At 68.6% G+C, this 26,306-nt stretch carries 24 protein-coding genes; 10 read left to right on the forward strand and 14 right to left on the reverse strand.

The window, feature by feature from the left end:
• Positions 1 to 50 precede the first annotated feature (50 nt).
• The 4 genes from BPODLACK_RS00090 to BPODLACK_RS00105 all read right to left on the reverse strand — a co-directional run bounded on the left by BPODLACK_RS00090 (position 51) and on the right by BPODLACK_RS00105 (position 5,561).
• Positions 51 to 1,382 carry a condensation protein gene (locus BPODLACK_RS00090; RefSeq protein ID WP_096273156.1) on the reverse strand — a complete coding sequence of 444 codons (1,332 nt, stop codon included), beginning with the start codon at positions 1,380 to 1,382 and terminating at the stop codon, positions 51 to 53.
• Positions 1,379 to 2,851: a condensation domain-containing protein gene (locus BPODLACK_RS00095; protein WP_159404446.1), complete on the reverse strand. Its 1,473-nt coding sequence runs from the start codon at positions 2,849 to 2,851 to the stop codon at positions 1,379 to 1,381. Before BPODLACK_RS00095 ends, BPODLACK_RS00090 begins: the two co-directional genes overlap by 4 nt.
• On the reverse strand, positions 2,851 to 4,374 hold the full coding sequence (locus BPODLACK_RS00100; protein ID WP_159404447.1) for a condensation domain-containing protein: 1,524 nt from the start codon (positions 4,372 to 4,374) through the stop codon (positions 2,851 to 2,853). Before BPODLACK_RS00100 ends, BPODLACK_RS00095 begins: the two co-directional genes overlap by 1 nt.
• Positions 4,375 to 4,532: 158 nt before the next feature.
• The gene (locus BPODLACK_RS00105; protein WP_201450576.1) at positions 4,533 to 5,561 is read right to left on the reverse strand and encodes an alpha/beta hydrolase; all 1,029 of its coding nucleotides are present in this window, start codon (positions 5,559 to 5,561) and stop codon (positions 4,533 to 4,535) included.
• A gap of 377 nt (positions 5,562 to 5,938) precedes the next feature.
• Between BPODLACK_RS00105 and BPODLACK_RS00110 the strand changes: the two genes are divergently transcribed.
• A complete protein-coding gene (locus tag BPODLACK_RS00110) occupies positions 5,939 to 7,291 on the forward strand; it encodes a hypothetical protein (protein ID WP_159404448.1) in 1,353 nt (450 codons plus the stop codon).
• Entirely contained in the window at positions 7,288 to 8,523 is a 1,236-nt protein-coding gene (locus BPODLACK_RS00115; RefSeq protein WP_159404449.1) for a nucleotide disphospho-sugar-binding domain-containing protein, read from the forward strand. The genes BPODLACK_RS00110 and BPODLACK_RS00115 overlap by 4 nt, the downstream gene beginning before the upstream one ends.
• On the opposite strand, the gene ispF is transcribed toward BPODLACK_RS00115, so the two are convergent.
• The 3 genes from ispF to BPODLACK_RS00130 are packed head-to-tail and all read right to left on the reverse strand — an operon-like array spanning position 8,515 to position 10,253.
• Positions 8,515 to 9,021, reverse strand: a complete 507-nt coding sequence (gene ispF, locus BPODLACK_RS00120; RefSeq protein ID WP_159404450.1) for a 2-C-methyl-D-erythritol 2,4-cyclodiphosphate synthase — start codon at positions 9,019 to 9,021, stop codon at positions 8,515 to 8,517. The two genes, BPODLACK_RS00115 and ispF, sit on opposite strands and share 9 nt — an antisense overlap.
• The gene (gene ispD / locus BPODLACK_RS00125; RefSeq protein ID WP_159404451.1) at positions 9,018 to 9,734 is read right to left on the reverse strand and encodes a 2-C-methyl-D-erythritol 4-phosphate cytidylyltransferase; all 717 of its coding nucleotides are present in this window, start codon (positions 9,732 to 9,734) and stop codon (positions 9,018 to 9,020) included. The genes ispF and ispD overlap by 4 nt, the downstream gene beginning before the upstream one ends.
• 30 nt (positions 9,735 to 9,764) lie before the next feature.
• Positions 9,765 to 10,253: a CarD family transcriptional regulator gene (locus BPODLACK_RS00130; protein WP_006435671.1), complete on the reverse strand. Its 489-nt coding sequence runs from the start codon at positions 10,251 to 10,253 to the stop codon at positions 9,765 to 9,767.
• A 323-nt stretch (positions 10,254 to 10,576) separates the two neighbouring features.
• Here BPODLACK_RS00130 and BPODLACK_RS00135 point away from each other — a divergent pair, with 323 nt between their 5' ends.
• Both BPODLACK_RS00135 and radA read left to right on the forward strand, forming a co-directional pair.
• Positions 10,577 to 11,287, forward strand: coding sequence for a hypothetical protein (locus BPODLACK_RS00135; RefSeq protein WP_159404452.1), 711 nt, complete (start codon positions 10,577 to 10,579; stop codon positions 11,285 to 11,287).
• A gap of 84 nt (positions 11,288 to 11,371) precedes the next feature.
• Positions 11,372 to 12,751: a DNA repair protein RadA gene (gene radA / locus BPODLACK_RS00140; RefSeq protein WP_159404453.1), complete on the forward strand. Its 1,380-nt coding sequence runs from the start codon at positions 11,372 to 11,374 to the stop codon at positions 12,749 to 12,751.
• A gap of 7 nt (positions 12,752 to 12,758) precedes the next feature.
• Here radA and BPODLACK_RS00145 read toward each other — a convergent pair whose 3' ends face one another.
• Positions 12,759 to 13,289, reverse strand: a complete 531-nt coding sequence (locus BPODLACK_RS00145) for a PaaI family thioesterase (RefSeq protein ID WP_159404696.1) — start codon at positions 13,287 to 13,289, stop codon at positions 12,759 to 12,761.
• A gap of 105 nt (positions 13,290 to 13,394) precedes the next feature.
• Here BPODLACK_RS00145 and disA point away from each other — a divergent pair, with 105 nt between their 5' ends.
• A complete protein-coding gene (gene disA / locus BPODLACK_RS00150; RefSeq protein WP_159404454.1) occupies positions 13,395 to 14,480 on the forward strand; it encodes a DNA integrity scanning diadenylate cyclase DisA in 1,086 nt (361 codons plus the stop codon).
• Between the two features lie 17 nt (positions 14,481 to 14,497).
• Here the strand turns inward: disA and BPODLACK_RS00155 are convergent, their stop codons facing one another.
• On the reverse strand, positions 14,498 to 15,268 hold the full coding sequence (locus tag BPODLACK_RS00155) for a hypothetical protein (RefSeq protein WP_159404455.1): 771 nt from the start codon (positions 15,266 to 15,268) through the stop codon (positions 14,498 to 14,500).
• A gap of 124 nt (positions 15,269 to 15,392) precedes the next feature.
• Positions 15,393 to 16,043 (reverse strand): carbonic anhydrase, encoded by a 651-nt coding sequence (locus tag BPODLACK_RS00160; protein WP_024500072.1) that lies wholly within the window; start codon positions 16,041 to 16,043, stop codon positions 15,393 to 15,395.
• Between BPODLACK_RS00160 and BPODLACK_RS00165 the strand changes: the two genes are divergently transcribed.
• Positions 16,042 to 16,935, forward strand: a complete 894-nt coding sequence (locus BPODLACK_RS00165; RefSeq protein ID WP_159404456.1) for an A/G-specific adenine glycosylase — start codon at positions 16,042 to 16,044, stop codon at positions 16,933 to 16,935. The genes BPODLACK_RS00160 and BPODLACK_RS00165 overlap by 2 nt on opposite strands.
• Before the next feature lie 166 nt (positions 16,936 to 17,101).
• On the forward strand, positions 17,102 to 18,052 hold the full coding sequence (locus tag BPODLACK_RS00170) for a hypothetical protein (protein ID WP_159404457.1): 951 nt from the start codon (positions 17,102 to 17,104) through the stop codon (positions 18,050 to 18,052).
• 61 nt (positions 18,053 to 18,113) lie between these two features.
• On the opposite strand, the gene BPODLACK_RS00175 is transcribed toward BPODLACK_RS00170, so the two are convergent.
• Positions 18,114 to 18,941 (reverse strand): alpha/beta fold hydrolase, encoded by an 828-nt coding sequence (locus tag BPODLACK_RS00175; protein ID WP_024500075.1) that lies wholly within the window; start codon positions 18,939 to 18,941, stop codon positions 18,114 to 18,116.
• An 83-nt stretch (positions 18,942 to 19,024) separates the two neighbouring features.
• Here BPODLACK_RS00175 and BPODLACK_RS00180 point away from each other — a divergent pair, with 83 nt between their 5' ends.
• From BPODLACK_RS00180 to BPODLACK_RS00190, 3 genes are all read left to right on the forward strand, one after another.
• Entirely contained in the window at positions 19,025 to 19,333 is a 309-nt protein-coding gene (locus BPODLACK_RS00180) for an antibiotic biosynthesis monooxygenase family protein (protein ID WP_024500076.1), read from the forward strand.
• 54 nt (positions 19,334 to 19,387) lie between these two features.
• The gene (locus BPODLACK_RS00185) at positions 19,388 to 20,023 is read left to right on the forward strand and encodes an LON peptidase substrate-binding domain-containing protein (RefSeq protein ID WP_024500077.1); all 636 of its coding nucleotides are present in this window, start codon (positions 19,388 to 19,390) and stop codon (positions 20,021 to 20,023) included.
• 131 nt (positions 20,024 to 20,154) lie between these two features.
• Positions 20,155 to 21,654 (forward strand): aldehyde dehydrogenase, encoded by a 1,500-nt coding sequence (locus BPODLACK_RS00190; protein WP_024500078.1) that lies wholly within the window; start codon positions 20,155 to 20,157, stop codon positions 21,652 to 21,654.
• Between the two features lie 146 nt (positions 21,655 to 21,800).
• Here the strand turns inward: BPODLACK_RS00190 and cydC are convergent, their stop codons facing one another.
• The 3 genes from cydC to cydB are packed head-to-tail and all read right to left on the reverse strand — an operon-like array spanning position 21,801 to position 26,304.
• Positions 21,801 to 23,522, reverse strand: coding sequence for a thiol reductant ABC exporter subunit CydC (cydC, locus tag BPODLACK_RS00195; protein WP_159404458.1), 1,722 nt, complete (start codon positions 23,520 to 23,522; stop codon positions 21,801 to 21,803).
• Complete coding sequence (cydD, locus tag BPODLACK_RS00200) at positions 23,504 to 25,225, reverse strand: thiol reductant ABC exporter subunit CydD (RefSeq protein ID WP_159404459.1); 1,722 nt, start codon at positions 25,223 to 25,225, stop codon at positions 23,504 to 23,506. The genes cydC and cydD overlap by 19 nt, the downstream gene beginning before the upstream one ends.
• Positions 25,222 to 26,304, reverse strand: a complete 1,083-nt coding sequence (gene cydB, locus BPODLACK_RS00205) for a cytochrome d ubiquinol oxidase subunit II (RefSeq protein WP_024500081.1) — start codon at positions 26,302 to 26,304, stop codon at positions 25,222 to 25,224. Before cydB ends, cydD begins: the two co-directional genes overlap by 4 nt.
• Positions 26,305 to 26,306 lie beyond the last annotated feature (2 nt).

Genomic DNA, 26,306 nt, shown 5'->3' on the forward strand with positions numbered 1-26,306 from the left:
ACCGACCGCCCGAGTGGCCGGACCAGACCCGTTCCGCAGCCGGAATGCCATCAGCCCGCGTCGGCGGCGAGAACCGGCTCGAGGACGGTGCCGACCAGCGCTTGCATCGTGTCGAGTGTGTCGGTGAGGACCGCCACGGCCCGGTCGGTGTGCGGGTACCGCACCCGGACGTGGATGCCGTCGCGGTCACGCCAGAACCACCACTGGGCGGTGTCGGTCGGCTTCTGACTCGATATCTGCCGGACGACGACGTCGCCACGCGGCATGGGCAGCCGCGTGTAGTCGACGTAGGACATCATGAAGACGTCACTTCGGCCGGGGCGCAGGCGATCGCCGAAGGCCGCGTATACCGGCGTCAGTCCGATCTCCGCCAGCGGGAGCGCCGCCGCGAGGCGTCGCGTGTTCCGGTACATGGCCGCGTACAGGTCGCCGGTCGCGCTGATCAGCATCGGCGCGTTGCCCACCGACCAACTCACGCAGCCCGGCCCCGCCCCGGCCCCGGTGGGCACCACGGTGGCCACCTCATCGGGTCCGCCGGCGGCGTTGATGGCCATGCCGGCACAGGTGAGCACGGCCGGATAGGTACGGGCCCCGCGCCGGTGGACCGTCGAGCTGAACGTCGCGGCGTCGTCGCCGGACATCAGCGTCCGGACCATCGTGTGGACGGGGAGGCTCTCCCCGGCGGCGACCCCGAGGTCGAGCGGGAATTCGGGAACCGTCCAACCGGTCGCGGCGAGGAACTGCTCCCAGCCGCTCAGGCGGGGATCGTCGGCGGTCACCGATGCCTCGGCTTCCGCGACGATCCGGAGTGCGTCGAGGCCGGACTCCGCCGGTGCCGGCGCGCGACCGGCGAGCAGCTCGCAGATCTCGGTCGACACGACGGCCAGTGATCGCGCGTCGACGTAGCAGTGGTCGAAGGCGCACACCAGCGTCGTGCCGCCGGGGCGGGTCACCGCCGCGAGGAAGTGCGGCATCGGTTCGAAGGGATTGCAGGTCGCGCCGATGTACCCGGCCAGTCGCGAGGCGAATGCCGATGCCGAGAGCCCGTCGTCCGCCTGCCGGAACTCTTCTTTGACGTCGACGCCCGGATGCAACAGGCGGGTGACGACGTCACCGGTCTGCACGTAGTGACTGCGGAGCGCGTCGTGGCGGGCGATCATCGTCCCGACGGCCTCGCAGATCTGGTCGAGATCGATTTGTTCCGGGAAATCCAGGGTGAGCGCCATCCAGCCCGGCTGCCCCGCGGCGATCGACGCGAGGTGGAATCGCTCGTTCTCCGACACCGGTACGCTCGACCGGGCGGCCGCCCCGCCCGGTACGGCACGCCAGCACACCAGTTCTCCCGGCTCGACCGCCCACGATTCGGAACTCGAGAGCTTCATCGCACAACCGATTCCGTCGCGTACCCGGCCGCATCCGCGTACTCGGCCAGGATTTCGCGCAGGGTCGCGAACTGCTCGAGGATCGACGTTCGCGCCACGTCGTTGTCGGGGATCTGCGACACGACGTCGAGTCCCGTCGCCGTCCGCGTGAACCAGAGGTTGGCGTTGCGCGTGGGACCGAGTCCGGTCAACAGCTGTGTCCCGTTCAGAACCGGGTCGTCACCGATCGGCAGGCGGCGGAGGTCGGTGTAGGACACCATGTACGGACTTCCGTCGAGTCCGCGGAAGACGCCCTCTCCGGCGAGTTGCGCGAGCACCGCGTGCGCGGGGATCTCGGCCGCGCCGCGGGCGAGTCGAACGCTCTGGGCGGCCGCGCGCACCAGGTCGTCGAAATCGACGTCTCCGATGTTCGGTACCTCGACGGAGATCGGCGCGAAGTTGCACAGCCAGCCCTGCGTCCAGAAGTGCTCCGGCGCACGGGTGGCCAGCACGGTCGACACGAAGAACCGGTCACGACCGGTCATTCGACGGTGCCATTCCGCGAGCGCCGCGTAGATGAGCCCGGAGAAGCTGCCGCCGGTCGCGGCGATCCGGGCATCGCAGCGGGCGAGAGCGTCGGCGTCGAGCAGCACTGTCTGTGCCGTGACCGACGGCTTCGGCAGTCCGTCGGTGAGACCGAGGTCGAGCGGACAGCTCGGCGTACGACCGTCGTTGTGCACCAGTGCGTCCCGCCAGACCGCGACACGATCGTCGGCGGGGTCGAGTGAGGCGGCGATGCGGCGTTCCGCCAGTACCGCGTCCCCGAAGGATCCGGCCGGCGCCAGCTCCGCGGGCTCGCCGGCACAGTGGCCCCGGTACAGCTCGACGATCTCGAACATCGCGAGGACCAACGAATAACCGTCGCCCCGGACATGATCCGTCGAGACGAAGAACGTGAAGCCGTTGTCGTCGCAGGTCGCGCCCCACCACGAACCCGGAACCAGATCGGACCAAGCGGTCTCGGCGGCCCGGCCGCCCACCCAGTCACCGAGTTCGGCGTCGTCCACGTGGACGGATTCACGGTCCGCGGTGACGATCTCGACCTCGTCCGGTGGCAACACCCATCGCTCGTGCCCTGCCGGACCCGAGCGATAGTGCGCGCGCAACTCCTCATGGCGCCGAACGAAGTCGGTCAGCGCGGCCGACATGGCATCGGGTACCAAGGGAGTATCGAATCGTGTTGCGGCCACGATGAATCCGTGGTGCGCCTCGCCCTCCCGGCGTTTGGCCGCCATCGTCGCCAGATGGTCGGATTGCAGGAACGACACCCCGTCGCCCCAGCGTTGCGCTGCTTTCGCAACACGGTCCGGATCGCGCAGCTCCCACTCGACGGCCCGCCCACCGGTCAGGTGTGGGCGGAGCCGAGCGACCAGCGACCCGGAATCGCTGAACCGGGGAGGGATGTCGCGTGACTGCAGCGTTCCCGACATCAGCTGCCGAGGACCCCTGTCGGGCTTCCGGCGGACAGGACCGCGCGGTCGATACCGGTGGGTCCGTCCACCGCACCCGCACGGTAGGAATACTCGCAATCGCCCTCGGCGACTATCTCCATCAGCGTCGCGTGGAACGTCGACAGGAAGACCTCGACAGCGGGTGCGTTCGCGGCCGGGAAACGGGCAGACACGTTGACGCCGGTGGGGATGCGGTTGATCCAGAAGTAGACCTCGTCGGCGTCGCGGGTCGCGCTGCGCAGCACCCGTGCCGCACGCGGCTCCCACTCGGTCGAGCCCTCCGCGTGTCGAAGGTCGATGTAGGACACCACGAATCCCGGAGGTGTCACGTCCCCACCGATCAGCTCGGCGACCGGCGCGAACGGGGCAGCGCCCACATCCTTGTACTGGGCCGCGGTGGCCGCGACGGCGGTCAGCGCGTCGGTGAAATTCAGCGGCCGGCCCGGGCGGACGGCCACCGGGATGATCCCGACGAACCAGCCCACCGCCTCGCCCCACTCGATCGCGTTGCGGGTGTGGATCGGACTGATGAAACGGAGATCCGCGGAACCGGTCAGGGCCGCCGACGTCATCGACAGCGCGGTGTAGATGCCGGCGGTCATCGACGATCCGGCCGCCTTGCAGATCGCGTCGAATCGCTTGGTGTCGGCGGCGTCGAGCAGCCAGTGCGACAGCGTGGCCTGGAAGCCCTCGTCCGGGGTCCGCTGAGCCGCGATGGTGCGCGGTGCATCGGCGGGGACGTCGAACTGCGGGAACCGCGGGATCGACTCCGGCTGTACGGCGGTGGTGGTGTCGTCGAAGAAGGTGCGCCACTGGCTCACCGCGGCGTTGTTGGCGTCGATCTGCTCACCGAGACGACGCTCCGCGTCACTGAAGTCCAGGTAGCTGCCGAACGCCGCGAGTCCGTGCGGTTCCCCGGTGACCTCGGCGAGGTACAGCGCGGTCAGTTCGCGGATCGCGAACACCTGGGTGTAGGCGTCCATCACCGTGTGATCGGCGGCGAACACGACGAGGAACCCCTCGTCGTCGCCGGGCGTCTCGACCGTCACCGCAAGGCAGTGCGGCCACGTCAGCGGGGTGACGGTGGTGTTGAAGTATTCGGTGATGAGTTCGGAGACCTCGGCGGGTTCCAGATCGGACCCGAAGGCCCGCTCGCGCACCGAGATCGTGTCGGCGGCGACGGTGATGCGGGTCAGGTCGCCCTGCGGGTGCCCGGCGTCGTGGACGCGCACCGAGGTCCGGAATGCCTCATGCCTGCGGTACCACGCAACGAGCGTGCGCGAGAACGCATCGCGATCGAGCGGACGCTGAATCCGGAAAGCGGTCCCGATCCACTGGCTGTACCAGTCGGAGCCCTCACGAACCGCCCGTCGGGCGTGCTCGAGGTGCATGTACGACAGTTGTCGCGAATCGCTCTGCCACTCGGACGCGTCAACCGCGGGCTCCCAGGCGGTGACGGTTCCGCCGGGCATCGAGTAGTCGGTCAGTTCGGTGTATTCCATCACAACCTCTCGTGTTGTCACACGTTCTGGCCCCCTGATGGTTCATGCTCGGCTCCTCCCCTGAAGCCGCCCCGGCGCATCGAGTACCGGTCAGTTCCGCCGGCGACAGCCGTCGGAGACCCACCTCCTCATCCGGTCCATACGGGATACGCGCACGGTCACAAACCCAATCCGCGGGCAATCGTGGGCCAGGACTGGCGCTGCTGGTCCACCCAGTACGGCCACGAGTGCGTGCCGGGATCGACATATCGGATCGTGGCGGGAATCTTCAACTGTCCGAGTCGGGCCTGCAGCTGCTGCGTGCACCACAGCGCGCCGAGCTCGATCGCACCACCCACGACCTGACGATCGGTCGGATTGTCGTTGCCAGGATAACCGGGAGCGTCGTACTTGCCAGGCCGTCCGGTCCCGGTGGAGACGTAGACCTCGGTGCCTCTCAGACCGGCGGCCCGCAAGAGAACGTCGTGCGCGGCCCATGCGGGGTCGGACGGCGGCCCCCACATGTTGTCGGGGTTGCCACCGAAGGCGGTCACGATACCTCGCGGGTATGCCTGACCAGCAGGTCCGGTGGTCGTGAAGCACCCGCTGTAGGCGGCGACCGCGTCGTAGAAACCGGGGTTCCGGACGGCGAGGACCAGCGCGGCGCCGGCCCCCATGGACAGTCCGGCGAGACCACGTGCACCGTTGCCGTCGAAGCGTTCGTCGATCAGCGGGGGCAACTCGCGGGTGAGAAATGTCTCCCATTTGTAGCGACCGAGCACAGGATCGTCGCGCTGCCAGTCGGTGTAGAGACTGCCGTTGCCCGCGATGGGCATGACGACGTTGACGTTCTTGTCGGCGTAGAAGCCCGCGACGTCGGTCTTCAGAGTCCAGATGCTCTTCTCCGGGTTCTCCTCACCCAGACCACCGAGCAGGTACAGCGACGGGCGGGGCCCAGCCGATGCCTCAGGTGTCACGACCTGCACCTTGACGGTCTTCTGCATGGCTGCGGAGTAGACGTACACACCGTGGGAGTGCGGGCCTTCCGCCACGACGCGCTCGATGGTCGAACGAGTCGGCGCCGCATTCGCCCCGCCCGCCTGCGCCAGACCGGCAAAGGCCGTCAGCGCGGCCGCCAGTACGGCGATGAGAGCGGTGGTCTGCGATGCCACGCGGCGATCTGATGTACGGCGGGCGGCACCCGTCATGTCGTCGCGTCCTCCGGATTCTGCGAAAGGATCAATGAAATGACCCGTTGGCAACAAGATGCTGAAGCCCACCGAAGTTAGGCGCGCCTCACAGTGATGACGACAGTAACCTGCTTCGCATCGAATTGATAGTTGGACAAACGAAAAAACGCCCGGCGGATCGGCGAAAATCAGGGACGTATCGCCCGCTCGGCGTGATTCGACGCCGTGCCACCGTGGCCCCCGCGAACCCGAGGGCCTCGGGTATGGTTGCGGTGTCCTGTCGGTCTGTACGGCGGTGTGCCGCACCGCAACCGCCGGGACCGATGACCTTGATTTCTGGACCATCGTCTACATCGATCACCGACTTTTTGCATGCACGAACGGCAGCTGCAGACATGAAACTCGCACCCCTTGGCTGGTTCACTCACGTCAGCCGGGACGCCCCTGTGGATCGGCTCACACCCGACGACGATCTCTTCCTGAAGATGGACGCCGTGCTCGATCTTCCCGTCGTCACGCAGACGCTCTGGCGGTTCCCCGGCACGATCGACGTCGACGCCATCGCGTCGGTGGCCGAGCGACTGCATCGTGGCCGTCTCGGCCGCCTGGTCGGGGGCCGCCGCGGGCCGGGACGCGCCTACTGGCGCTACACGCCCGACGCAGGCCATTTCGCCATCGACACCGAGCCCCTGCCGGCCGGCGGAGAAGAGGCGTGGGGTCGCACCCGGGCTCTCGACCCGCTCGACATCGTGAACGGTCCCTCCTGGCGGCTGTCCGTCGCCCGTACCGTCGACGATGCCTCGGTCGTGGTATCGCTGACAATTGCTCACGTCATCGCCGACGGCGGTGCGGGCACCTGCGCGATCGTCGAGGCGGTCAACTCCACCCCCTATCTCGCCGGCACCACGCCCGGGATCGCCGACGACGTGCTCGACGCAGCGGACCTGCTCCGTACCGCGGGCACGACCGCCTACCGCGTGTGGCGCGAGAGCCGAGGGGGATCACCGGAATCCCCCGCCCGGGTGACGGGCAACCCCGCCCCCGACACCGACCTGGCCGGGGCCGAAGCCACGCCGAACGTGACCGTGCTCATCCCGCACGCCGACTACGCGGCAGCGGCGACGTCGCGCGGTGGCACGGACAACAGCCTGTTCGCAGCATTGATGGTCGGCATCCTGAAACGCTGCGGCCGGGTTTCCGACGGCGACGTGGTTCCGGTGTCGCTGCCGGTCTCCACCCGTACGGATGGCGACCGACGCGCCAACGCGACCTCGGGTGCGACGGCTTTCGTCGAGGTTGCGCCCGGCCGGTACGAGGACTTGACCGATGTCCGCGTCGCCTGCAAAGAGGCCTACGGCCGTCTGACGGAGAAGTCCAGCGCGGTGGCCAACAGCGCGGTCATCCTGCAGGCAGTGAACGACTCCATCGCCCGACGCCTCGCGGCCAACGCCACCACCCCGCTGTGTCTGGCGTCGAACTTCGGTCCGATGCCCGACGAGTTCGTCACGCTCGGCACCGGCACCCGCGCCACGATGGCGATCCGGGCCGTCACCGTGACCGAGGACGTGACCCAACTGCGCGACCGCAAGGGGGGTATCAGCGGATGGCTCGGGATCAACGACGACCACGTGATGTTGAGTGTCAGTTCGCTCGACCCGGTGCGCATCCCCGACGCCTCGATGATGCGCAGCCTGCTGACCGACGAGCTCGCAGCCTGGGGGCTGCACGGAACCGGTTGGGGCGCATGAGGATTTCGTTCACGGTTCACGGCAGCCGCGGCGATATCCAGCCGGCGGTGGCCGTCGGCGCCGAACTCGCCCGGCGCGGGCACGAGGTCCGGTTCGCGGTCCCCGAGGATCTGGTTGAGCTGACAGCAGCCACCGGCCTGGACACCCGGGTGCTCGCGCCCTCGACGGGCGAGTTGTTGGCCAGTCCGCTGGTCAAGCAGCGACTGAAGTCGAAGAACCCGAAGGTGCGACTCGCGGCCCTGCGCGAGGTCGCCGACCACGGTCGCGCCACCTCGGAGCAGGTGATGAGTGAACTCGCGGATGTCTCGGACATTCTCGTGACCGGCCCGCTGGCACAGGATCGCGCCGATGCGATCGCCGAGAGCCGCGGGATCCCGTTCGCGCCGTTGCACTACTGCCCCTTGCGGCCCAATGCGGGAGTGGACGTCGGATACCGAAGCAACCCGCGCCCGGTCTCCCGGGCGTTGTGGTGGCTGGCCGATCAGACGTACTGGATGACCACGCGCTCGGCGGATCGCCGACTGCGCACCGAACTCGGCCTCCCGCCGGCGAAAGGCCCACTGGGAAGCCGACTTCGGCGCCAGGGCAGACCGGAGGTCCAGGCCTACGATGCCGCCCTCTTCCCCGGACTGGAGAGCGACTGGGGGCCGCAACGTCCGCTCGTCGGATTCCTGCTGCCGGACAAGGACACTCGTGCGGCGCTCCTGAACGGCGACGACGCCACCTCACATGCGGTCGAGTGGGCGACCGCCGGCGAGGCACCTGTCTACGTCGGCTTCGGCAGCATGAAGATCACCGCCGAGCAGATCGGCGGCATCGTGACCTCACTTCTCGATCGTGGACTCCGGGTCATCGGGCACACCGATCACACTCTCCCCCAACATGATCGCCTTTTGCACCTCGACCAGCCGGTGGACCACGAGACCCTGCTGCCGCGGTGTCGCGGCGCGGTGCACCACGGGGGCGCCGGCACCACTGCGGCGGCGACCCGGGCGGGTATCCCGTCGGTGATCGCCTGGCTCAGTGCGGATCAGCCGATGTGGGCGGCAGCCCTTCGGCGGGCGGGCGCCGGTTCCGGGAACAAGCTGGCACGTTTCGGTCCGTCCGACCTCGACCCGCTCACCGATCCCGCGGTGGCCGCGGCGGCCGCGCGTCTCGGCCGAGAACTCACGCCGGCGGCCGATGCCGTCGACCGTGCCTGCGAGATCTTGCTGGACACCGCGTCACGCTGAGCCGACTCCCCGCGCTGCGATCGACGAACCGAACCAGGCGTCGTCGAGAAGCGCGGTGGCGACCGCGGCGATCCCCTCGCCCCGACCGGTCATCCCGAGACCATCGGTGGTGGTCGCCGACACGGACACGGGTCCGCCGACGGCCGCCGACAGCACTTCCTGCGCCTCCGCACGACGCGGACCGATCTTGGGCCGGTTGCCGATCACCTGGACGGCGGCATTCACGACGCGAAGCCCTTCGGCGGCGATCAGCTCGGCCACATGGGTGAGCATCGCGACTCCCGAGACGCCCTCCCATTCGGGCCGCCCGGTGCCGAACACCGATCCGACGTCGCCGAGTCCGGCGGCCGAGAGCACCGCGTCACACAGGGCGTGAGCGCCGACGTCACCGTCGGAATGGCCCTCACAACCGGGCTCGTCGGGAAAGTGCAGGCCGACCATCCAGCATTCGGCCGAGGAGTCGACCCGATGCGCGTCGGTACCGATCCCGACCCTCATCGTCGGGCCTCGGGGCCGGAGGCAGGTTCGCCGACGACGCTCCGGACGATACGGAGGTCCCACGGTGTGGTGATCTTCATGGCGAGAGGGTCTCCCGGGACGACGTGAACGGGGATTCCGCAGCGTTCGGCAAGGCCGGCGTCGTCGGTCGCGAGACCGGAGTCGTCGGCGTGTGCCCGCAGCAACGCCTCGCGGGTGAAACCCTGCGGGGTCTGCACCGCGCGGAGTTCTTCGCGGTCGACGGTCCGGGTCACGAATTCGAGTCCGTTCGCGTCCGGCGCGACCTGCTTGAGGGTGTCGACGACGGGTACCCCTGGCACCACTGCGGGGTGACCGGCGGCCACGGCTTGCACGACGCTCGTGAAGACATGAGCGGGTGTGAGCGGCCGCGCCGCGTCGTGGACGAGGAGAATCTGTGCAGCGTCGGCGGCGGCGATACCCGCGCGCACCGAATCGGACCGGTGGGCGCCGCCCGATACGACGACGACCCCGGGGAGCAGCTCTCGAGCACGCTCCACGAGGTCGGCCGGTACCACGACGACGATCGAGGCCCCGAGCGAGTCCGGGATGTTGTCGACGCAACGCTCGATGATGGTGACGCCGCACAGGTCGACGAAAGCCTTGGGAACCGGCTCGCCGAGTCGGGTTCCCGACCCGGCAGCCGGGATGATGACGCAGACTTTTGCGCCGGAATCGTCCGGCGTGGTGGTCAATTGGTTTCCTGAGCCAGGCACGCCCCGACGTCAGGAGGCGGCAGCGAGGACCTCGTCCAGAATGCTGGTCGCCTTCTCGTCATCGGTGTTCTGCGCGAGCGACAGCTCGTCCACGAGGACCCGACGGGCACGGGTCAGCATCCGCTTCTCACCGGCCGACAGTCCGCGGTCCTGCTCACGACGCCACAGGTCGCGCACGATCTCGGCGACCTTGATGATGTCGCCCGAGATGAGCTTCTCCTGGTTCGCCTTGAAGCGCCGTGCCCAGTTGGTCGGCTCTTCGGTGTGCGGGGCCCGCAGCACCTGGAAGACCTGGTCGAGACCCTCCTGCCCGACCACGTCGCGGACGCCCACGTATTCCAGCTTCGTCGAGGGAATCTGAACGGTCATGTCACCGTCGGCAACCTTGAGAACAAGGTATTCGATCTGCTCACCCTTGATGGTCCGGGTAACGATGTCTTCGACCCGAGCAGCACCGTGATGGGGGTAAACGACGGTGTCGCCAACTTTGAAATTCAATGTTCCTTGCCCCTTTCGAGTGAACCCAGTCTAGCACGGGCGTTCCGAGGGCCCCACCCAACGGTGCAGGTCAACGCGGTGAACCGGTTTCAGTGCCGCCTCTTGCGAGGTGGCAAGGGGTGCCGTAGCAGCGTGTTGGGCATCACGCAACACCTGGCCCGGGGCAGCCGTCCGGACCCCTTCGCCGACCCGGTGGACACGCCCGTGCGGACACGAATCGGGCACCCGGGCGGACTTTTCCGCACGGCCCCCACTACGCTGCGTAGTGCAGGGTTTCGCGCGCTGCAATTCGACTTCGTTTGACCTGGGAGGATCGGGTGTCAGTGCTTCCACTATCCGCACGGCGGTCGGCGGTTCGGCCATCTCGTCTGGCCACCGCAGTAGCCACGATCGGCATCGCCGTTGCCCTGGGCACCACCGGTTGCGGTGCGGGGCAGATCTCGCAGACCGCCAACCAGCTGCCCGCCGTCAACGGCGCGAACGTCAACATCGACTCGCTGCAGCTGCGGGACGTGCAGATCGTCTATCCGGAGAAGGACGCACCGACCGTCTTCGGCAACGGCGGGCCCTTCGAGATCGCGTTCGTCGTCGCGAACTCCGACCCGACGGTCTACTACCGCCTGAAGGAGATCAAGCCCGAGAAGGGGTCGATCGAGTTCGTCGAGGGCAGCGACTCCGCCGATCGCGTCATCCCGCCGGGCCAGGCCCTGCGCGGCGGCACTCCCGTCGGCGCCACGCGTGACGGCGAGAAGAAGGTCACCGCCGAGCTGACCAACGCCGGTGACACCGTCGCCAGCGGACTGACCACCGATCTGACGTTCGTCTTCGAGAAGCGCGAGGACAACGGCTCATGGGTCCCCGCCGGTGAGACCACCGTCCAGACCCCGGTCGATGCCGGCGCGAAGCTCGAGCGTCAGGACGTCGCCCGCAACGCGGAGCCGACGTTCTACAACCAGCATCACGGCGAGGCCGGCCCCGGGGACTCCGAGGGCGGCACTCCGGAGACCGGAAGCGAAGAGGGCGGCGGGCACTGACCCCTCCCCGGAACACACACGACGAGGCCCTGGCATCCGCCGGGCCTCGTCTGTTTTGTCGGTGCGCCCGCCTAGGCTGACCGGGTGGCAAAACCCAAATCCTCGTATCGCTGCACCGGTTGCGGTCACCAGGTCGCCAAATGGGTCGGACGCTGCCCCGAATGCGGCGAGTGGGGATCGATCGACGAGGTCGCCGGCGTGCCCACATCCTCGCGGACGACCGCCGCGGTGGCACCGTCGAGCCCCGCCCTGCGCATCACCGAGGTCGACGCCGAGTCGTCGGCGGCGGTGCCGACCGGTATCGGTGAGCTCGACCGCGTCCTCGGGCGCGGCGTCGTCCCGGGGTCGGTCATCCTGCTCGCCGGAGAACCCGGCGTGGGCAAGTCGACGCTGCTGCTCGAAGCCGTCAAACACTGGGCCGCCAAGGATCGCGTCGCGCTGTACATCACCGGCGAGGAATCGGCCGGACAGGTCCGGATGCGGGCCGAGCGCACCGGCGCGGTGCACCCCAACGTCTACCTCGCCGCCGAGACCGATCTCGCGACCATCCTCGGCCACGCCGACACCGTGCGCCCGACGCTGATGATCATCGACTCGGTCCAGACCGTCGTGGCATCCGGCGCCGACGGCGTCACCGGCGGCGTCACGCAGATCCGTGCCGTCACCACCGCGCTGGTCTCACTGGCGAAGAACCGGGGCATCGCGGTGATCCTGGTGGGCCACGTGACCAAGGAGGGCGCGGTCGCCGGCCCCCGCTCACTCGAGCACCTCGTCGATGTCGTACTCGCCTTCGAGGGCGACAAGCACTCGACGCTGCGCATGGTCCGGGGCGTGAAGAACCGCTTCGGTGCCGCCGACGAGGTCGGTTGCTTCGAACAGCGCGACGACGGCATCCACCAGGTTCCCGATCCGTCGGGAATCTTTCTGCACCAACGGGATTCGGATGTGAGCGGCAGCGTCACCATGGTGACGATGGACGGCAAACGCGCGCTCGTCGGCGAGGTCCAGGCACTCGCCAACGGCACCGAGATGTCCAACCCCCGTCGGGCGGTGTCAGGTCTGGACTTCAACCGGGTGGCGATGGTCCTCGCCGTCCTCCAGGCTCGCGCCGGCCGCAAGGAACTGGCGAAGTCCGAGGTCTACCTCTCGACGGTCGGCGGCATGCGTGTCACCGAACCCGCCGCCGATCTCGCGATCGCGCTCTCGGTCTATTCCACCCTGACCCAACGACCGGTCCCCCAGTCGACCGTCGTCATCGGGGAGGTCGGTCTCGGCGGCGAGATCCGTCGGGTCTCCGCGGTCGCTCGCCGCCTGGCGGAGGCCAAGCGACTCGGTTTCCGGGAGGCGATCATCCCCGCGGCCACCGACGAGGAACTCCCGAAGGGCATTCGCATCCTCCGGGTCGCCAACCTCGGCGACGCCGTTCACCTGCGCGACTCCGACCCGGTGGACGCGCCGTTCTGACCCCTCGTCAGAGCTGCGGTTTGCCGCCCAGATACTCCGCCGCCTTCGCACTGTTCTCGACGTGCTCGGCGAAGTGCTCCCGGACGTCGACGGTCACGAACACACCGTTCGCACGCGCCACCGGCCTCTCCGGATCACCCAGGTGCGCAACACCTTCGGTGTAGATCTTGCGCCGCTGCCGGCCCAGGATCTCCGCGCGGAGATGAAGCGTCTTGCCCACCGGGATCGGCTGCAAGAAATCAACCTGGAGGTGGACGGTCACCCCGGGCGGGCCGAGGAGTCGCGGCGTCATACCCATGACGTCGTCCAGCGCACTGGAGAGGATGCCGCCGTGGATCACGCCCGGCCCACCCTCCATCCACTGCTCGACAGGCATCTTCGCCTCCACGGTGAAGCCCTCGCCGGCGTACATCTCGAGGTGCAGACCGTGCGGGGATTCCGCGCCGCAGCCGAAGCACATCAAGTTGTGTGGTCGCATGACCTCACCGGGCTTGGCCGTCTTCGGATGACGCTCGAGCACGTCGAGCTCGTCGGGCACCACAAAACTGCTGCTCTTCACATCCCGGTACCCTAGTCACCGTCGACGACCCGCGCAGACGCGAGTCGCCCGTCCCGGGGAGACTCGGCTGCCGAAGGGGAAACAGTGCTGACCGATGCGGTGAAGTCCGAGCTCACGCGCGAGACCTTGGCGCGCGTCGCGCCGGGCACCCCGCTGCGCGACGGCCTGGAACGGATCCTGCGCGGCGGCACCGGCGCCCTGATCGTGATCGGGCACGACTCCGACGTGGAGAAGATCTGCGACGGCGGCTTCCACCTCGACGTCGAGTTCGCCCCGACGCGGCTGCGCGAGCTGGCGAAGATGGACGGGGCGGTGGTGCTGTCGACCGACGGCAAACGCATCGTGCGCGCCAACGTCCAGCTCGTGCCGGATCCGTCGATCCCCACCGAGGAGTCTGGTACCCGGCACCGCAACGCCGAACGCACCGCGATCCAGACCGGCCATCCGGTGATCTCGGTCAGTGCCTCGATGTCGATCGTCAGCGTCTACGTCGACGGCGCCCGCCGCGTCGTGGAGAGCCCCGACCCCATCCTGTCGCGCGCGAACGTCGCCCTGGCGACCCTGGAGCGGTACAAGGCACGCCTCGACGAGGTCATCGCCGCGCTGTCGCGAGCCGAGATCGAGGACTACGTGCTGCTGCGCGACGCCATGTCGACCGCACAGCGCATGGAGATGGTGCGGCGCGTGTCGGTGGAGATCGAAGAGTATGTCCTCGAGCTCGGCACCAACGGCCGGCAGGTGAGCCTGCAGCTCGAGGAGCTCATCAGCGACAACGACACGATGCGCGAACTCCTCGTCCGCGACTACTTCGCCAGCCCCGAACCGGCCACCGCCGAGGATGTGCGCCAGGCTCTCGAGGTCATCGAGGGACTCAGCGACGCCGATCTGCTCGACCTCACCCAGCTCGCCGGCGCCTTCGGCTACCCGACGACCATCGAGGCCCAGGACAACGCCATGAGTCCGCGCGGCTACCGTCTGCTCGCCCGCATCTCACGGTTGCAGTTCGCGCACGTGGACCGGCTCGTTCGCAGCTTCGGCACCCTGCAGGCGCTGCTCGCCAGCACCTCGGCCGACCTGCAGGCCGTCGAGGGCATCGGGAGCATCTGGGCGCGGCACATCCGCGAGGGACTGTCCCGCCTCGCGGAGACGAGCATCGAGCGCTACGACTAGCGGCCCGACGAGAACGATCAGGGCTCTTGCGCCGGGGCGACCACGTTGAAGGTGATCGGGAACGACTCGCGCTCCCCGATCTTGCCGATGGCCGAGTACGAACCGGCGGGCACCTGGGTCCGCGGACGCTCACAGCCGGGGCTACTGGTGGTACCCGACCAGGTGATGGTGTCCTTGACCTGCTGTGCGGGCTTGAGGACCACGTTGTTCACCGTGTCCAGCGGCGAACAGTCCCGCGCCGACCACAGGGTGCGCGATCCGTCGAGAGTCCGGACGATGACGTTCTGAACCGACTTGCCCACGTCGCGGGTGCATTCGGACAGCCCGGCATTGGTGGTGACGATCGTGAAGACCGGTTGCTGACCGATCGTGTATGTCGGCTTGTCGGTGTAGAGGACCACCGAGATCGCCTGATCCGGGCAGAGGTTCGGTCCCGCGGGACCTCCCGGCGCACCGGCCGGACTCGCCGATTCCGGAGGTGAGGACGCCGATGCGGGCGCACCGCCCGGTGCTCCTCCACCCGCGGGAGCATTGCCGCCCGGAGCACCCCCGGCACCGGCGTCGCCGGCGGCGGACGGTTCGGACGACGGCGGTGCCGACTCCGAGGACGGAGCCGCACTGCTCGACGCGGACGAGGTGGCCGCGGTGTTCTGCGGAGCGTCTCCACCGGAGGTCATCCACACGATGAGGGCGACGACCAGCCCCACGATGACCAGCGCACCACCCCCGGCGACAACGCGTCGTCGCCAGTAGATCTCGGGTGGCAGCGGGCCCTGGGGTTCGATCACGCCCACAACGCTAACGGCCGGGTCTTGACTTCCGGCTGATCACGTGCGGCGTGTCGCGGCCGAAAAGCGGCCCCGAACAGGCAAAGTCTAGAGTTCGCCTTCAGGCTCGAGGCCGCTTGGAGGGTCAGGCGCTCTCGGGCACCGCTTCGGCCCGGGGATGTTCGCCGATGTCGCCGAACACGCCCTGGAGGCTCACCCGGCCCTCGCTCAGCTTGTATGTCAAGCCGACGATCGCCAGTTTGCCGGTGCTGATGCGATCGGCGATGATCCGGCTGCGCTGCATGAGCAGCCGTCCGGTCTCGACGACGTGACGGGCCTCGAACTCGTCGACCCGGGTCAGGCCCTCACTGCGTCCGGCCAGAATGCTCGGCGTGACGCGTTCGACGACGTCGCGGATGTAGCCGCCGGGGATCTGGAGGTCGTCGAGGGCGTCGAGGGTCGCCTTCACCGCGCCACAGCTGTCGTGGCCGAGGAGGACGATCAGCGGGACGTCGAGAATCTCGACGGCGTACTCGAGCGAGCCCATCACCGCCGAGTCGATGACGTGACCGGCGGTGCGGACCACGAACATGTCGCCGAGTCCCTGGTCGAAGATGATCTCGGCGGCCAGGCGGGAGTCCGCGCAGCCGAACAGGACCACGTGCGGGTACTGCCCGTCGGCGAGTCGTGTTCGATCCTCGATACCCTGGCTCGGATGTTGAGATTCTCCGGCCACAAAACGGTCGTTTCCATCGCGCAGAATGCGCCAGGCCTCACGTGGTGTCTTTCCGATCATGCTCAATAGTGTGCCACCCGAACGATTGATCGGTTGGTTCGATACCCATGAGCGCGACCTGCCGTGGCGGGATCCGGCATGTACCGGGTGGCAGATCCTCGTCAGCGAGATCATGCTCCAGCAGACCCCGGTGTCCCGCGTCCTGGAGCCGTGGCGGGCCTGGGTCGAGCGATGGCCGGTGCCGTCGGCGATGGCTGCCGAGTCCGCCGGCGAGGTTCTCCGTGCCTGGGGCAAACTCGGCTATCCCCGACGCGCGCTACGCCTCCATGAATGCTCGAAGGTCCTCGCGAGCGATCACGACGACCGGGTGCCCGAGGACGTCGAGACGATGCTGACCCTCCCCGGAATCGGTGACTACACCGCACGGGCGGTCGCCTGCTTCGCCTACGGTCAGGCCGTTCCCGTCGTCGACACCAACGTCCGCCGGGTGATCGCGCGGGCGGTGCACGGTCGCGAGCAGCCGGGTAACCCGTCGCGCCGCGACCTCGACGACGCCGAGGTGCTCCTCCCCCGCTCCGCCGCCACCGGCTACGCAGCCAGCGCACCGCGGTTCTCGGCGGCACTGATGGAACTCGGCGCGCTGGTGTGCACGGCCCGGAACCCCAAGTGCGACAACTGTCCTCTCGTCGACTGCACCTGGGTCCGACGCGGCCGGCCCGCTCACACCGGCCCACCGCGGAAGACCCAGAAGTTCGCCGGCACCGACCGCCAGGTCCGTGGCCTGCTGCTGGATGTGCTGCGCGGTACCACGGGTGCGGTGGAACGGGCGAAGCTCGACGTGGTGTGGACGAGCGACACCGCACAACGCGACCGCGCCCTCGACTCCCTGCTCGTCGACGGTCTCGTCGAGATCACCGCCGACGGTCGCTACTGTCTGGCGGGCGAGTGCTGAGTCCGCCCGACCACCGGCGTCACCGCAGGTCGGGAAACACCGGGCGACGCCGAGAAGACAACTCGCCCACGAGCGCCCATAATTCGTGCCAACATCGATGACCAGTCATTTGATCGTTCGGGCATAGTCTCCCGCTACGCCTGAATCGTTGCTAATGTCCCGATCCATGAGTCAGCCGCCGTATCCTCCTGTCCCGCCGTCGGACCCGAACCAGCCGGGCCAGCCTCCGCAGTACGGTCAGCAGCCCCCGACCCCGCCCCAGTACGGGCAGCAGCCCGGGTACGGGCAGCAGCCCGGGTACGGGCAGCAGCCCGAGTACGGCCAGCCGCAGTACGGTCAGGCACCGCCCCCGCCGCCCCCGGGTGCACCGCAGTACGGGGAAATGGGCGCCTACCCCGGCGGTGCGGGCGTCCCCGGCACCAAGGTCGATGTGGGCGAGGCGTTCTCCTGGGCCTTCAACAAGTTCAAGAACAACGCCGGGGCGATGATCCTGCCCGGTCTCGTGGTGTTCCTGCTGGGTGCCGCACTCATCGCGGTGGGCTTCTCGGCCGTCGCGCTCTTCGGCACCACCGAGACCCGTACCGACTCGTACGGGTTCACCTACACGGAGACCTCGCTGGGATTCGGCGGCTCGGTCCTCTTCGGCCTGGTGTATCTCGTGTTCATCGTGGGCCTGCTCTACATCCAGGCGAGCATCATCTCGGGCGCGGTCCGCGTCGCGAACGGTGAGCCGGTAACCGCGAAGTCGTTCCTGACGCCTATCCGTTTCGGGCCGGTCGTCGGCACCGCGATCCTGGTCGCCATCGTCACCGGAATCGGCTACGTGCTGTGCATCATTCCCGGCATCATCGCCATGTTCTTCCTGATGTTCTCGGTGGTCGCGACCATCGACAAGAGCCTCTCGCCCATCAACGCGATGAAGGCGTCGTTCGAGCTGACCAAGTCGAAGGTCGGCGACTCGATCATCACGTTGCTCGTCACCTACGCCATCAACCTCGTCGGCGTACTCGTCTGCTACGTCGGACTGATCGTCGCCGCCCCGGTCGCCCAGCTGTTCCTGGTGCACTGCTGGCGTCGACTCAACGGCGCACCGATCGCACCCGCCGATCCCGCCTGATCCTCATCCACCTCTCGGGGCGCGCACGAGCCATCGTGTGCGCCCCGACCCATCTGGCGGATCAGGTGTCGAGCCCCGACAGAAACGCCTCCACCGCACCGCGATACACGTGCGGCGCATCGTCGTGGACGAGGTGTCCGGCACCGTCCACGCGCAGATACTGCGCGTGCTCGTTGACCTCGCACATGCGACGCATCTGGCCGGGCGGTGTCACCGTGTGCTCGGCTTCGATCACCAGCGACGGCACCGCGACCTCCTGCCACTGCGACCAGAAGTCGCGGACCCCCCACTCGTCGGCGATCGCTCGCCACAACGGGATTCGGCCATGGAGCCGCCCGTCGTCGAAGGCCTCGTAGAAGTACCGGCCGGCGACCGGGCCGAACATCGCGATCGCCTCGTCGACGGAATCGAAACGCTCGGGCCACGACTCGAACCACGGCGTCCAGTTGGTGGTGGTCCGGCCACGGAAGTCGGGGGCCATGTCCTCGACCACGAGAGCCGTGACGAGCTCCGGGTACTCGGCCGCCGCGCACCAGGCGTGGAGCGCCCCCATCGAGTGCCCGATGAGGACCGCCGGCCCGCGGTCGATCCAGATGAGGATCTCGGCGAGGTCGGCGACGAACCGTTCGGTCGCGAGTTCCGTTGCGTTGCCGGGCTCTTCGACGTCAGCCCCGGTGTGGAAGGCGGCGTCGTAGGTGAACACCCGACCGTAACGACGCAACCACGGCACCTGCCTCCGCCACGTGCGACCCCGTCCCATCAGCCCGTGCAACAGCACGATCGGCCGCGCCGGCGTATCGACGTCGAGCGAACCACGTGCGTCATCCGCGACCCTCGGCCCGCCGTGGTCGCGGAGCCCGATCTCGCCGATCGCCTGGATGTCGAACATGGCCGAAACTGTAGCCGCCCGAACCACCCTTCGGAGCCGGGCAACACCGTCACGGCCGCAACCACAACGCCTATGGTGGACGCATGTCTGTTGTGAAGATCAATGCAATCACCGTTCCCGAAGGCGCCGGACCCGAGCTGGAGAAGCGGTTCGCCAACCGCGCCCATTCCGTCGACGGGTCCAAGGGCTTCCTCGGTTTCCAGCTGCTCCGTCCGGTCAAGGGCGACGACCGCTACTTCGTGGTGACGCAGTGGGAGTCCGAGGAGGATTTCCAGGCGTGGGCATCCGGCCCGGCCCGCGAGGCGCATGCCGGAGAGCGGGCCAAGCCCGTCGCCTCGGGTGCCGACCTGCTCGAGTTCGAAGTCGTCCTCGACGCGCGCCCCAAGGCCTGACGGAGTAGCCCTCTGAGCCCGTCCATTCCGGCCGGCGAGCGATTCGTCTCGCCGATCTTTCCGCTCGGCACCGCATTGCTGCCGGGCGGCGAGCTGCCGCTGCGCGTCTTCGAGCCGCGCTACCGGCAGATGCTGACCGACCACATCGAGGAGTCCGACGGGCGATCGACCGTACGTTTCGGCGTCGTGTTGATCGCCCGCGGCTCCGAGGTCGGCGGCGGCGAGGTGCGTCGCGGGGTCGGCACGATGGCGCGCGCCGACGTCACCGAACGGCACCCGGACGGCCGGGCCCTGCTGTCCGGCAGCGGCACCCATCGTTTCCGGGTCGTCGAATGGCTGCCCGACGATCCGTATCCGCTGGCTCGTGTCGAAGTGCTACCCGAGCCCTCCCCCACCGACGCCGATCTCGCACGCCTGCATTCGATCGACCAGCGCCTCCGCGCGGTCATGCGCCAGGCCTTCGAGGCCGCGGGCAAGGACGTCGACACGATCTTCGCCGCACTCGACATCATCGACGCCGATCCGCTCACGGCCGACATTTCACCCGTGTACCGCTGGGCCAACCGGCTCCAGATCGAACCACACGATCAGCAACGACTCCTCGAGGCCGTCGATCCGTCCGGACAGCTGGACGTCCTCGACGACGTCATGGAGGGCCTCGAGGCCCGCGCCGCGTTCGGACGGGGCTGATTCCGCGACGCCCCTGGCGCCAAAGTTAGAACGTGTTCTAGTATTGCGTGTGCCGTAGTTCACACTTGCCCGCGCGGCCTGAATCCGCTGCTGACCGGCAAGGCCCCGTCCTCCTGAGGAGCACACGCGTAATGACCGAGACCGTGGAGTCCCACACCGCACCACCCACCGGCGGCGGGGATCAGCCCCAGTTGCTCATCGGCGGCCGATGGGTCGACCCGCATTCCGGCGAGACCCTCGAGGTCTTCTCCCCCGCCACCGGCGAACGTGTCGGATCGGTGCCGAACGCCGACGCGACCGACGTCGACTCCGCCGTACGGGCGGCCCGCGCGGCCTTCGACTCCGGCGTCTGGAGTTCGACGCCCCCGGCACAGCGCGCCGACATCATCGCCAAGGTCGCCGATCTCATCGACGAGCGCGGGGACGAGATCACCGCCCTCGTGTCGGCCGAGATGGGTGCGCCGCCCAGCGCCATCAGCACCCTGCAGCAGCTGCCCGGCACCGGCGTCCTGCGCGCGTATGCCAACGCCGCCCGCGACTACCAGTGGGAGGAGTACCGGACCGGCCTGTTCGGCACCACACGCATCACCCGCGAGCCGGTGGGCGTCGTCGGCGCGATCTGCGCCTGGAACGTCCCGCTGTTCATCACCTGCAACAAGATGGGCGCGGCGCTCGCCGCCGGCTGTTCGGTGGTACTCAAGCCCGCCCCGGAGACGCCGCTCACTGGTAACTACGTGGCCCAGCTCTTCATCGAGGCCGGCGTGCCCGCCGAGGCCATCTCGGTCGTCACCGGCGGCACCGAGACCGGCCAGGCACTCGTCGCACATCCCGACGTCGACAAGATCACCTTCACCGGGTCGACCGCCGCGGGCAAGGCCATCGGCGCCGCGTGCGCCGAGACCCTGAAGCGCTGCTCACTGGAGCTGGGCGGCAAGTCCGCGGCCATCGTGCTCGACGACGTCGACATCGCCGCGAACGCCTTCATGCTCACCTTCCTCGGCCTGTTCAACACCGGCCAGGCCTGCGTGGCGCAGACCCGAATCCTGGTGCCGCGCAGCCGCCAGGACGAGATCGTGGCGGCGATGGTCGATGCGGCGAAGGCCATGAAGGTCGGCCTGCCCTCCGACCCGGAGGCCCAGCTCGGCCCGCTGATCACCGAAAAGCAGCGCCAGAAGGTCGAGGAGTACATCGAACTCGGCAAGAAGGCCGGTGCGACACCGGCTCTCGAGAGTGAACGTCCCGCCGGACTCGACTCGGGATACTTCCTCACCCCGACGATCTTCACGGGTGTCACCAACGACATGGCCATCGCCCAGGAAGAGATCTTCGGTCCCGTCCTGTCGGTGATCGCCTACGACGACGTCGACGAGGCCATCGCCATCGCCAACGACTCCAGCTACGGACTCGCCGGCACGGTGTGGACCGACGACGTCGAGCGCGGTATCGAGATCTCCACCAAGATCCGGACGGGAACCTTCGGGATCAATTGGTACGCAATCGATCCCGAGTCACCGTTCGGCGGCTACAAGAACTCCGGCATCGGCCGCGAGAACGGCCGTGAGGGCTTGGAGTCCTTCCTCGAGCACAAGTCGACGATGCTGCCGATGGGTTACGAGGTCGCGAGCAGCTAGACCCTCCCCTCTCACAGGAGATCCGGGGCCGGACGCCATGCGTCCGGCCCCGATTCCGTTGTGGACACGGACCGCGACGACCGGCAGACGTGAACTCGACCGCCAGACCTCGATCGAAGTCTGCAAGTCGAGATGAGGTTCGTCGGTCAGGAGTCGCGTGCCAGGGCGGGTGCCAGCTCCACGACCTGCGCGTCGCCCGCGTCCGCGGGCAGCTGATGCGTGACGACCACCACGATGCGATCGGGACCGAAGAGATCGTCGTCGACACCGAGGAGGCGCCGGAGCAAGCCGGTGGCGTCGTCGGCCGAGAGGTGTTCGGTCGGTTCGTCGAGCAGGACCATCGGAGCCGGGTGGAGCAGCGCGCGAGCCAGCAGCAGGCGCCGGCGCTCGCCGCCGCTGACAGCTTCCGCCCCGCCGGACAGTGTGGTGTCCAGACCGTCCGGAAGCCGCGCGACCCAACCGTCGAGCCCGACCGTCGTCAAAGCGTCGAGAATCTCTTCGTCGGTGGCGTCACCCCGCGCAACCCGCAGGTTCTCGCGGACCGACGTCGAGAAGATGTGCGCCTCCTCCGCGAAATAGCAACCGGCCGAACGTAGCCCGACCGGCGAACGGCTCGACACGTCGACACAGGTGACGTTCCCGTCCACGGGGTTGAGCAGGCCCCCGAGGGTGAGCAGCAACGTGGATTTCCCTACGCCGCTGGGTCCGACCACGGCCAGCCGCGACCCCGGTCGCAGATCGAGGTCGAGGCCGCCCGCGGGTCCGAGAACGTTCCGTTGCGCGCGCCCCCATCGCAGTCCGTCGGCAGATACCTCGACCATCCCGCGGTGTACGGCCACGTCCGCCCCGGAGGGTTCGGACCCCGTCGGATCGGCATGGGCGCCGTCGACGAGCGCCATGACCCGCGCCGCGCTCTGGCGACTGCGTTCGATCTGGAGTCCGGCCTCGGTCAGCGGCGCGGTCGACTCGAAGGCCGACAGCGGCAGGAGGACCAGGACGCCGAGGATCATCGGGGTGAGCCCCTCACCGGACGCCACGTCCGCGAGCGAACCGGTTGTCTGCGAGGCCAACTGGATGGCGATCACACATGCCGCCACCAACGACGCTCCCATTGCGAGCGGGGTCGCCGCAGCGGCCGCCGCCTCCAGTCGTCGACCCCGGTCGGTGGCGGCGAGATGCTGGTGGTCGGCGTCGACGGCGGTGGCGAGCAACGCACCGCGACGACGCGCGACGACGAGTTCTGATGCGTGCCACAGCGTCGTCGTCGTGGCCTCCGCCGACTCCGTGGCAGCGCGCGAGCCGTCCCGGAGCGCGGAGGCAGCACCGCGCGCCGCGAGCCACGGGGCGACACCGCCGCTGATGACGAGAGCGACCGCGAGCACCCCCGCGGCGGGCAGCGACACCAACGCCATCACGACGACCGCGGCCACCGCCGTCGTCACGCCCACACCGATGGGGATCAGACCGCGGATGATGGCATTGCCGATCTCGTCGATGTCATCGCCGGTGCGGGTCAACAGATCTCCGCGCCGGAGCGTGACCGAGTAGGCCGGTGAACCGGTCGCGAGGGCGGTGTACACCCGTTCGCGGGCGGTCGTCATCGCGCGTAGGGCGAGGTCGTGGGTGGCGAGACGTTCGAGGTAGCGGAACAGACCGCGAGAGATGCCCAGTGCGCGAACAGCGGTGATCGCGACCGACAGGAACAGCACCGGCGGCATCTGCCAGGCACGGGTGATCAGCCACGCCGACAGGGCCGCGAGTCCGAGTGCGGACAGCGAACCGCCGACGCCGAGCAGCAGGGCCTTGGTGACCGCACCCCGGCGCAGCCCGAGGAATCCCAGCGCCCGGATCAGTGGGTCGTCGCGCATGGCACCCCTCCGTCGAATTCGACCACCTGGTCGGCGAACTCACGTGCGACGCCGCGATGGGCCACCACGATGACCGTGTCCCCGGCGCGTGCACGCTCGCGCAGCACGCCGAGCACCGCGCGTTCGGAATCCTTGTCGAGGTGGGCGGTCGGCTCGTCTAGCAGCAGCAGCGGGGCCGGCGACGCCAGGACGCGGGTGAGGGCGAGACGCTGTCGCTGTCCGGCGGAGAGGCCGACGCCGCCCGCACCGAGCCGGGTGTCGAGCCGTTTCGGCAGTTCGAGCACCACGGAGTCGAATCCGCTTGCCACGGCCGCTCGTTCGGCGGCGTCGCGGTCCAGCGCCCCGAAGAGTTCCACGTTCTCGCCGACCGTGCCCGGCACGATGACCGGTTGCTGGGGCAGCCAGGCGATCTGCTCGTGCAGGATCTCGGGATCGGCATCGGCGACCGGGATGGACCCGATGAGCACCGACCCGTCGTCGGGTGTCAGCAGACCCATGATCGCGGCCAGCGTGGTCGATTTGCCCGAGCCGTTCGGGCCGGTGAACAGGGTGAGCGAGCCGGGCTGGATCGTCGCCCGCAGGGACTCCGGCGCCCAGCCGTCGCGACCGTGCACCCCGAGGTCGAGGATCGTGATCGGCGCGCCCGCGACCGTGACGCCCCGGCCACCGGTGACCGGCATCGTCGCCGACCCCTTGGGCGAATCGATCAGCTCCAAGACCTCACCCGCAGCGGTCAGACCGTCGGTGGAGTTGTGGAACTGTGCGCCGACGCGACGCAGTGGAAGATAGGCCTCCGGCGCCAGAATCAGCGCGAAAACGCCTGCGTAGAGGGACATCTCGCCGAACACCAGACGCAGGCCGATGCCCACCGCGACCAAGGCCACGCACAGCGTCGCGAGCAGTTCGAGAACCGCGCCGGACAGGAAGGCCACCCGTAGCGAGCTCATCGTGGAACGCCGGTGCGCCTCGCCGAGTTCGGCGACCTGGGCGGCCGGGGCCTCGGCGCGGTTCAACGCCCGCAGCGTAGGCAGACCCGCGATGAGATCGAGCAACTGCGCCGTCAGCCTGCTCATCGTCGCCAGCTTGCGGCTGGTGCGATCCCTGGTCATCAGGCCCACCAGGATCATGAAGATCGGGATGAGTGGCAAGGTGATCAGGATGATCAGCGCCGAGGGCCAGTCGGCGAAGGCGATCACCACGGTCACCGTGGGGGTGAGGATCACCGCGGTCACGAGCGCGGGCAGATAGCCGGAGAGGTACGGCCCGAGCGCGTCGAGTCCCCGCAACAACACGGTGGCCGCCTGCTCGCGCAGGGTCAGCAGCGTTCGCGGCGAGGTACGACGCGGATCGGTGAGCACGTCCAGCGCCTCGGCGCGCAGTTCCGCGATCGCCTGTTCGGCCGCGCGGTGCGCGTACCGGTCGTGCCCGTAGGCCATTCCGGCACGCGCCGCCATGGCCGCGATCAGTAGCGCCAGATGCGCCCATTGCGCATCGAACGACCGCAGATCCGGGAGGACGATCAGCTCCGACAGGATCGAGGCCGCCATCGCCGCCGCGACGATGATCGCGATGACCTCGGCGATTGCGAACACCGCCGTGACCAGGACGTAGCGCTGCGTGGTCGGCGAGTACCGCAGCAGGCGCGGATCGACGGGCGGCCGGGCCCGCCGCCGCGTGTCCGCCGACGGTTCCTGCGGCGTCACTCGCCGAAGGCGCGCAGGGATCGCAACCCCGCCGGCTTGGGCATGATCTCCACGGACAGACGCTTGCGGAACACCCAGTAGGTCCAGGCCTGGTACGCGATCACGACAGGTGTGACCAGAGCCGCGGCCCAGGTCATGACGACGAGGGTGTAGTGACTCGACGACGTGTTGTCGATGGTCAGGTCATATGCCGGGTTGAGCGTCGACGGCAGCACCTCGGGGTAGAGCGACCCGAACAGGGCCGCCACGGTGCCCACGATGGCGATCGAGGTGGCGGCAAACGCCAGGCCCTCCTTGCGCACCTGCGTGGCACCCACCATCACCAGGGCGGCGACCGCCGCGATCAGCACCGGAATCCAGGTCCACGCACTGCCGTAGGCGAACTGTGTCCACAGCAGGAACGCCCCCGCGACGACCAGCGTCGGGATCGACAACCGCGACGCGTAACGCATCGAGTCCTCGCGGAGCGCGCCGTCGGTCTTCAACGACAGGAAGACGGCGCCGTGCGTCAGAAAGGCCAGCAGCGTGGTCAGGCCGCCCAGCAGGGCGTACGGGTTGAACAAATCGAAGAATCCACCCGTGTACTGCGCGTCGGCGTCGATCGGCAGACCGCGGACGACATTGGCGAAGGCGATGCCCCACACGATGGCCGGGATCCAGGAGCCGAGTCCGATCCCGACGTCGCACCACATCCGCCATCTCGGGTTGTCGATCTTGCCGCGCCACTCGATGGCGCAGACGCGCGTGATGAGGCCGATCAGGATCAGGAACAACGCGAAATAGAAGGCGGAGAACATGGTGGCGTACCAACCGCCGAACGCGGCGAACAACGCTCCGCCGGCGGTGATCAGCCACACCTCGTTGCCGTCCCAGACGGGGCCGATCGTGTTGAGCAGCACCCGCCGACGGGTGTCGGGATCGGCGGCCGGTTCATCGGGCGCCACCCGCGCATCGCCGCCGGTGTGGCTGCGGCCCAGGAAGGGCATCAGCATGCCGACGCCGTAGTCGAACCCCTCGAGGACGAAGTAGCCCACGAACAGCACCGCGATGATCAGGAACCAGAACTCCGGAAGTCCCACTG

This window comes from Gordonia sp. YY1 (assembly GCF_009872315.1).
GTDB lineage: Bacteria > Actinomycetota > Actinomycetes > Mycobacteriales > Mycobacteriaceae > Gordonia > Gordonia amicalis.

What these genes read in the sequence shown, in the direction of transcription:
- BPODLACK_RS00165 (WP_159404456.1), top strand. Translation starts at nt 16,042, where the DNA reads ATGCTCAATAGTGTGCCACCCGAACGATTGATCGGTTGGTTCGATACC.
- BPODLACK_RS00115 (WP_159404449.1), top strand. Translation starts at nt 7,288, where the DNA reads ATGAGGATTTCGTTCACGGTTCACGGCAGCCGCGGCGATATCCAGCCG.
- BPODLACK_RS00105 (WP_201450576.1), bottom strand. Translation starts at nt 5,561, where the DNA reads ATGACGGGTGCCGCCCGCCGTACATCAGATCGCCGCGTGGCATCGCAG.
- cydC (WP_159404458.1), bottom strand. Translation starts at nt 23,522, where the DNA reads ATGCGCGACGACCCACTGATCCGGGCGCTGGGATTCCTCGGGCTGCGC.
- BPODLACK_RS00090 (WP_096273156.1), bottom strand. Translation starts at nt 1,382, where the DNA reads ATGAAGCTCTCGAGTTCCGAATCGTGGGCGGTCGAGCCGGGAGAACTG.
- BPODLACK_RS00180 (WP_024500076.1), top strand. Translation starts at nt 19,025, where the DNA reads ATGTCTGTTGTGAAGATCAATGCAATCACCGTTCCCGAAGGCGCCGGA.
- BPODLACK_RS00100 (WP_159404447.1), bottom strand. Translation starts at nt 4,374, where the DNA reads ATGGAATACACCGAACTGACCGACTACTCGATGCCCGGCGGAACCGTC.
- BPODLACK_RS00190 (WP_024500078.1), top strand. Translation starts at nt 20,155, where the DNA reads ATGACCGAGACCGTGGAGTCCCACACCGCACCACCCACCGGCGGCGGG.
- BPODLACK_RS00095 (WP_159404446.1), bottom strand. Translation starts at nt 2,851, where the DNA reads ATGTCGGGAACGCTGCAGTCACGCGACATCCCTCCCCGGTTCAGCGAT.
- BPODLACK_RS00170 (WP_159404457.1), top strand. Translation starts at nt 17,102, where the DNA reads ATGAGTCAGCCGCCGTATCCTCCTGTCCCGCCGTCGGACCCGAACCAG.
- BPODLACK_RS00175 (WP_024500075.1), bottom strand. Translation starts at nt 18,941, where the DNA reads ATGTTCGACATCCAGGCGATCGGCGAGATCGGGCTCCGCGACCACGGC.
- BPODLACK_RS00110 (WP_159404448.1), top strand. Translation starts at nt 5,939, where the DNA reads ATGAAACTCGCACCCCTTGGCTGGTTCACTCACGTCAGCCGGGACGCC.
- BPODLACK_RS00160 (WP_024500072.1), bottom strand. Translation starts at nt 16,043, where the DNA reads ATGATCGGAAAGACACCACGTGAGGCCTGGCGCATTCTGCGCGATGGA.
- ispF (WP_159404450.1), bottom strand. Translation starts at nt 9,021, where the DNA reads ATGAGGGTCGGGATCGGTACCGACGCGCATCGGGTCGACTCCTCGGCC.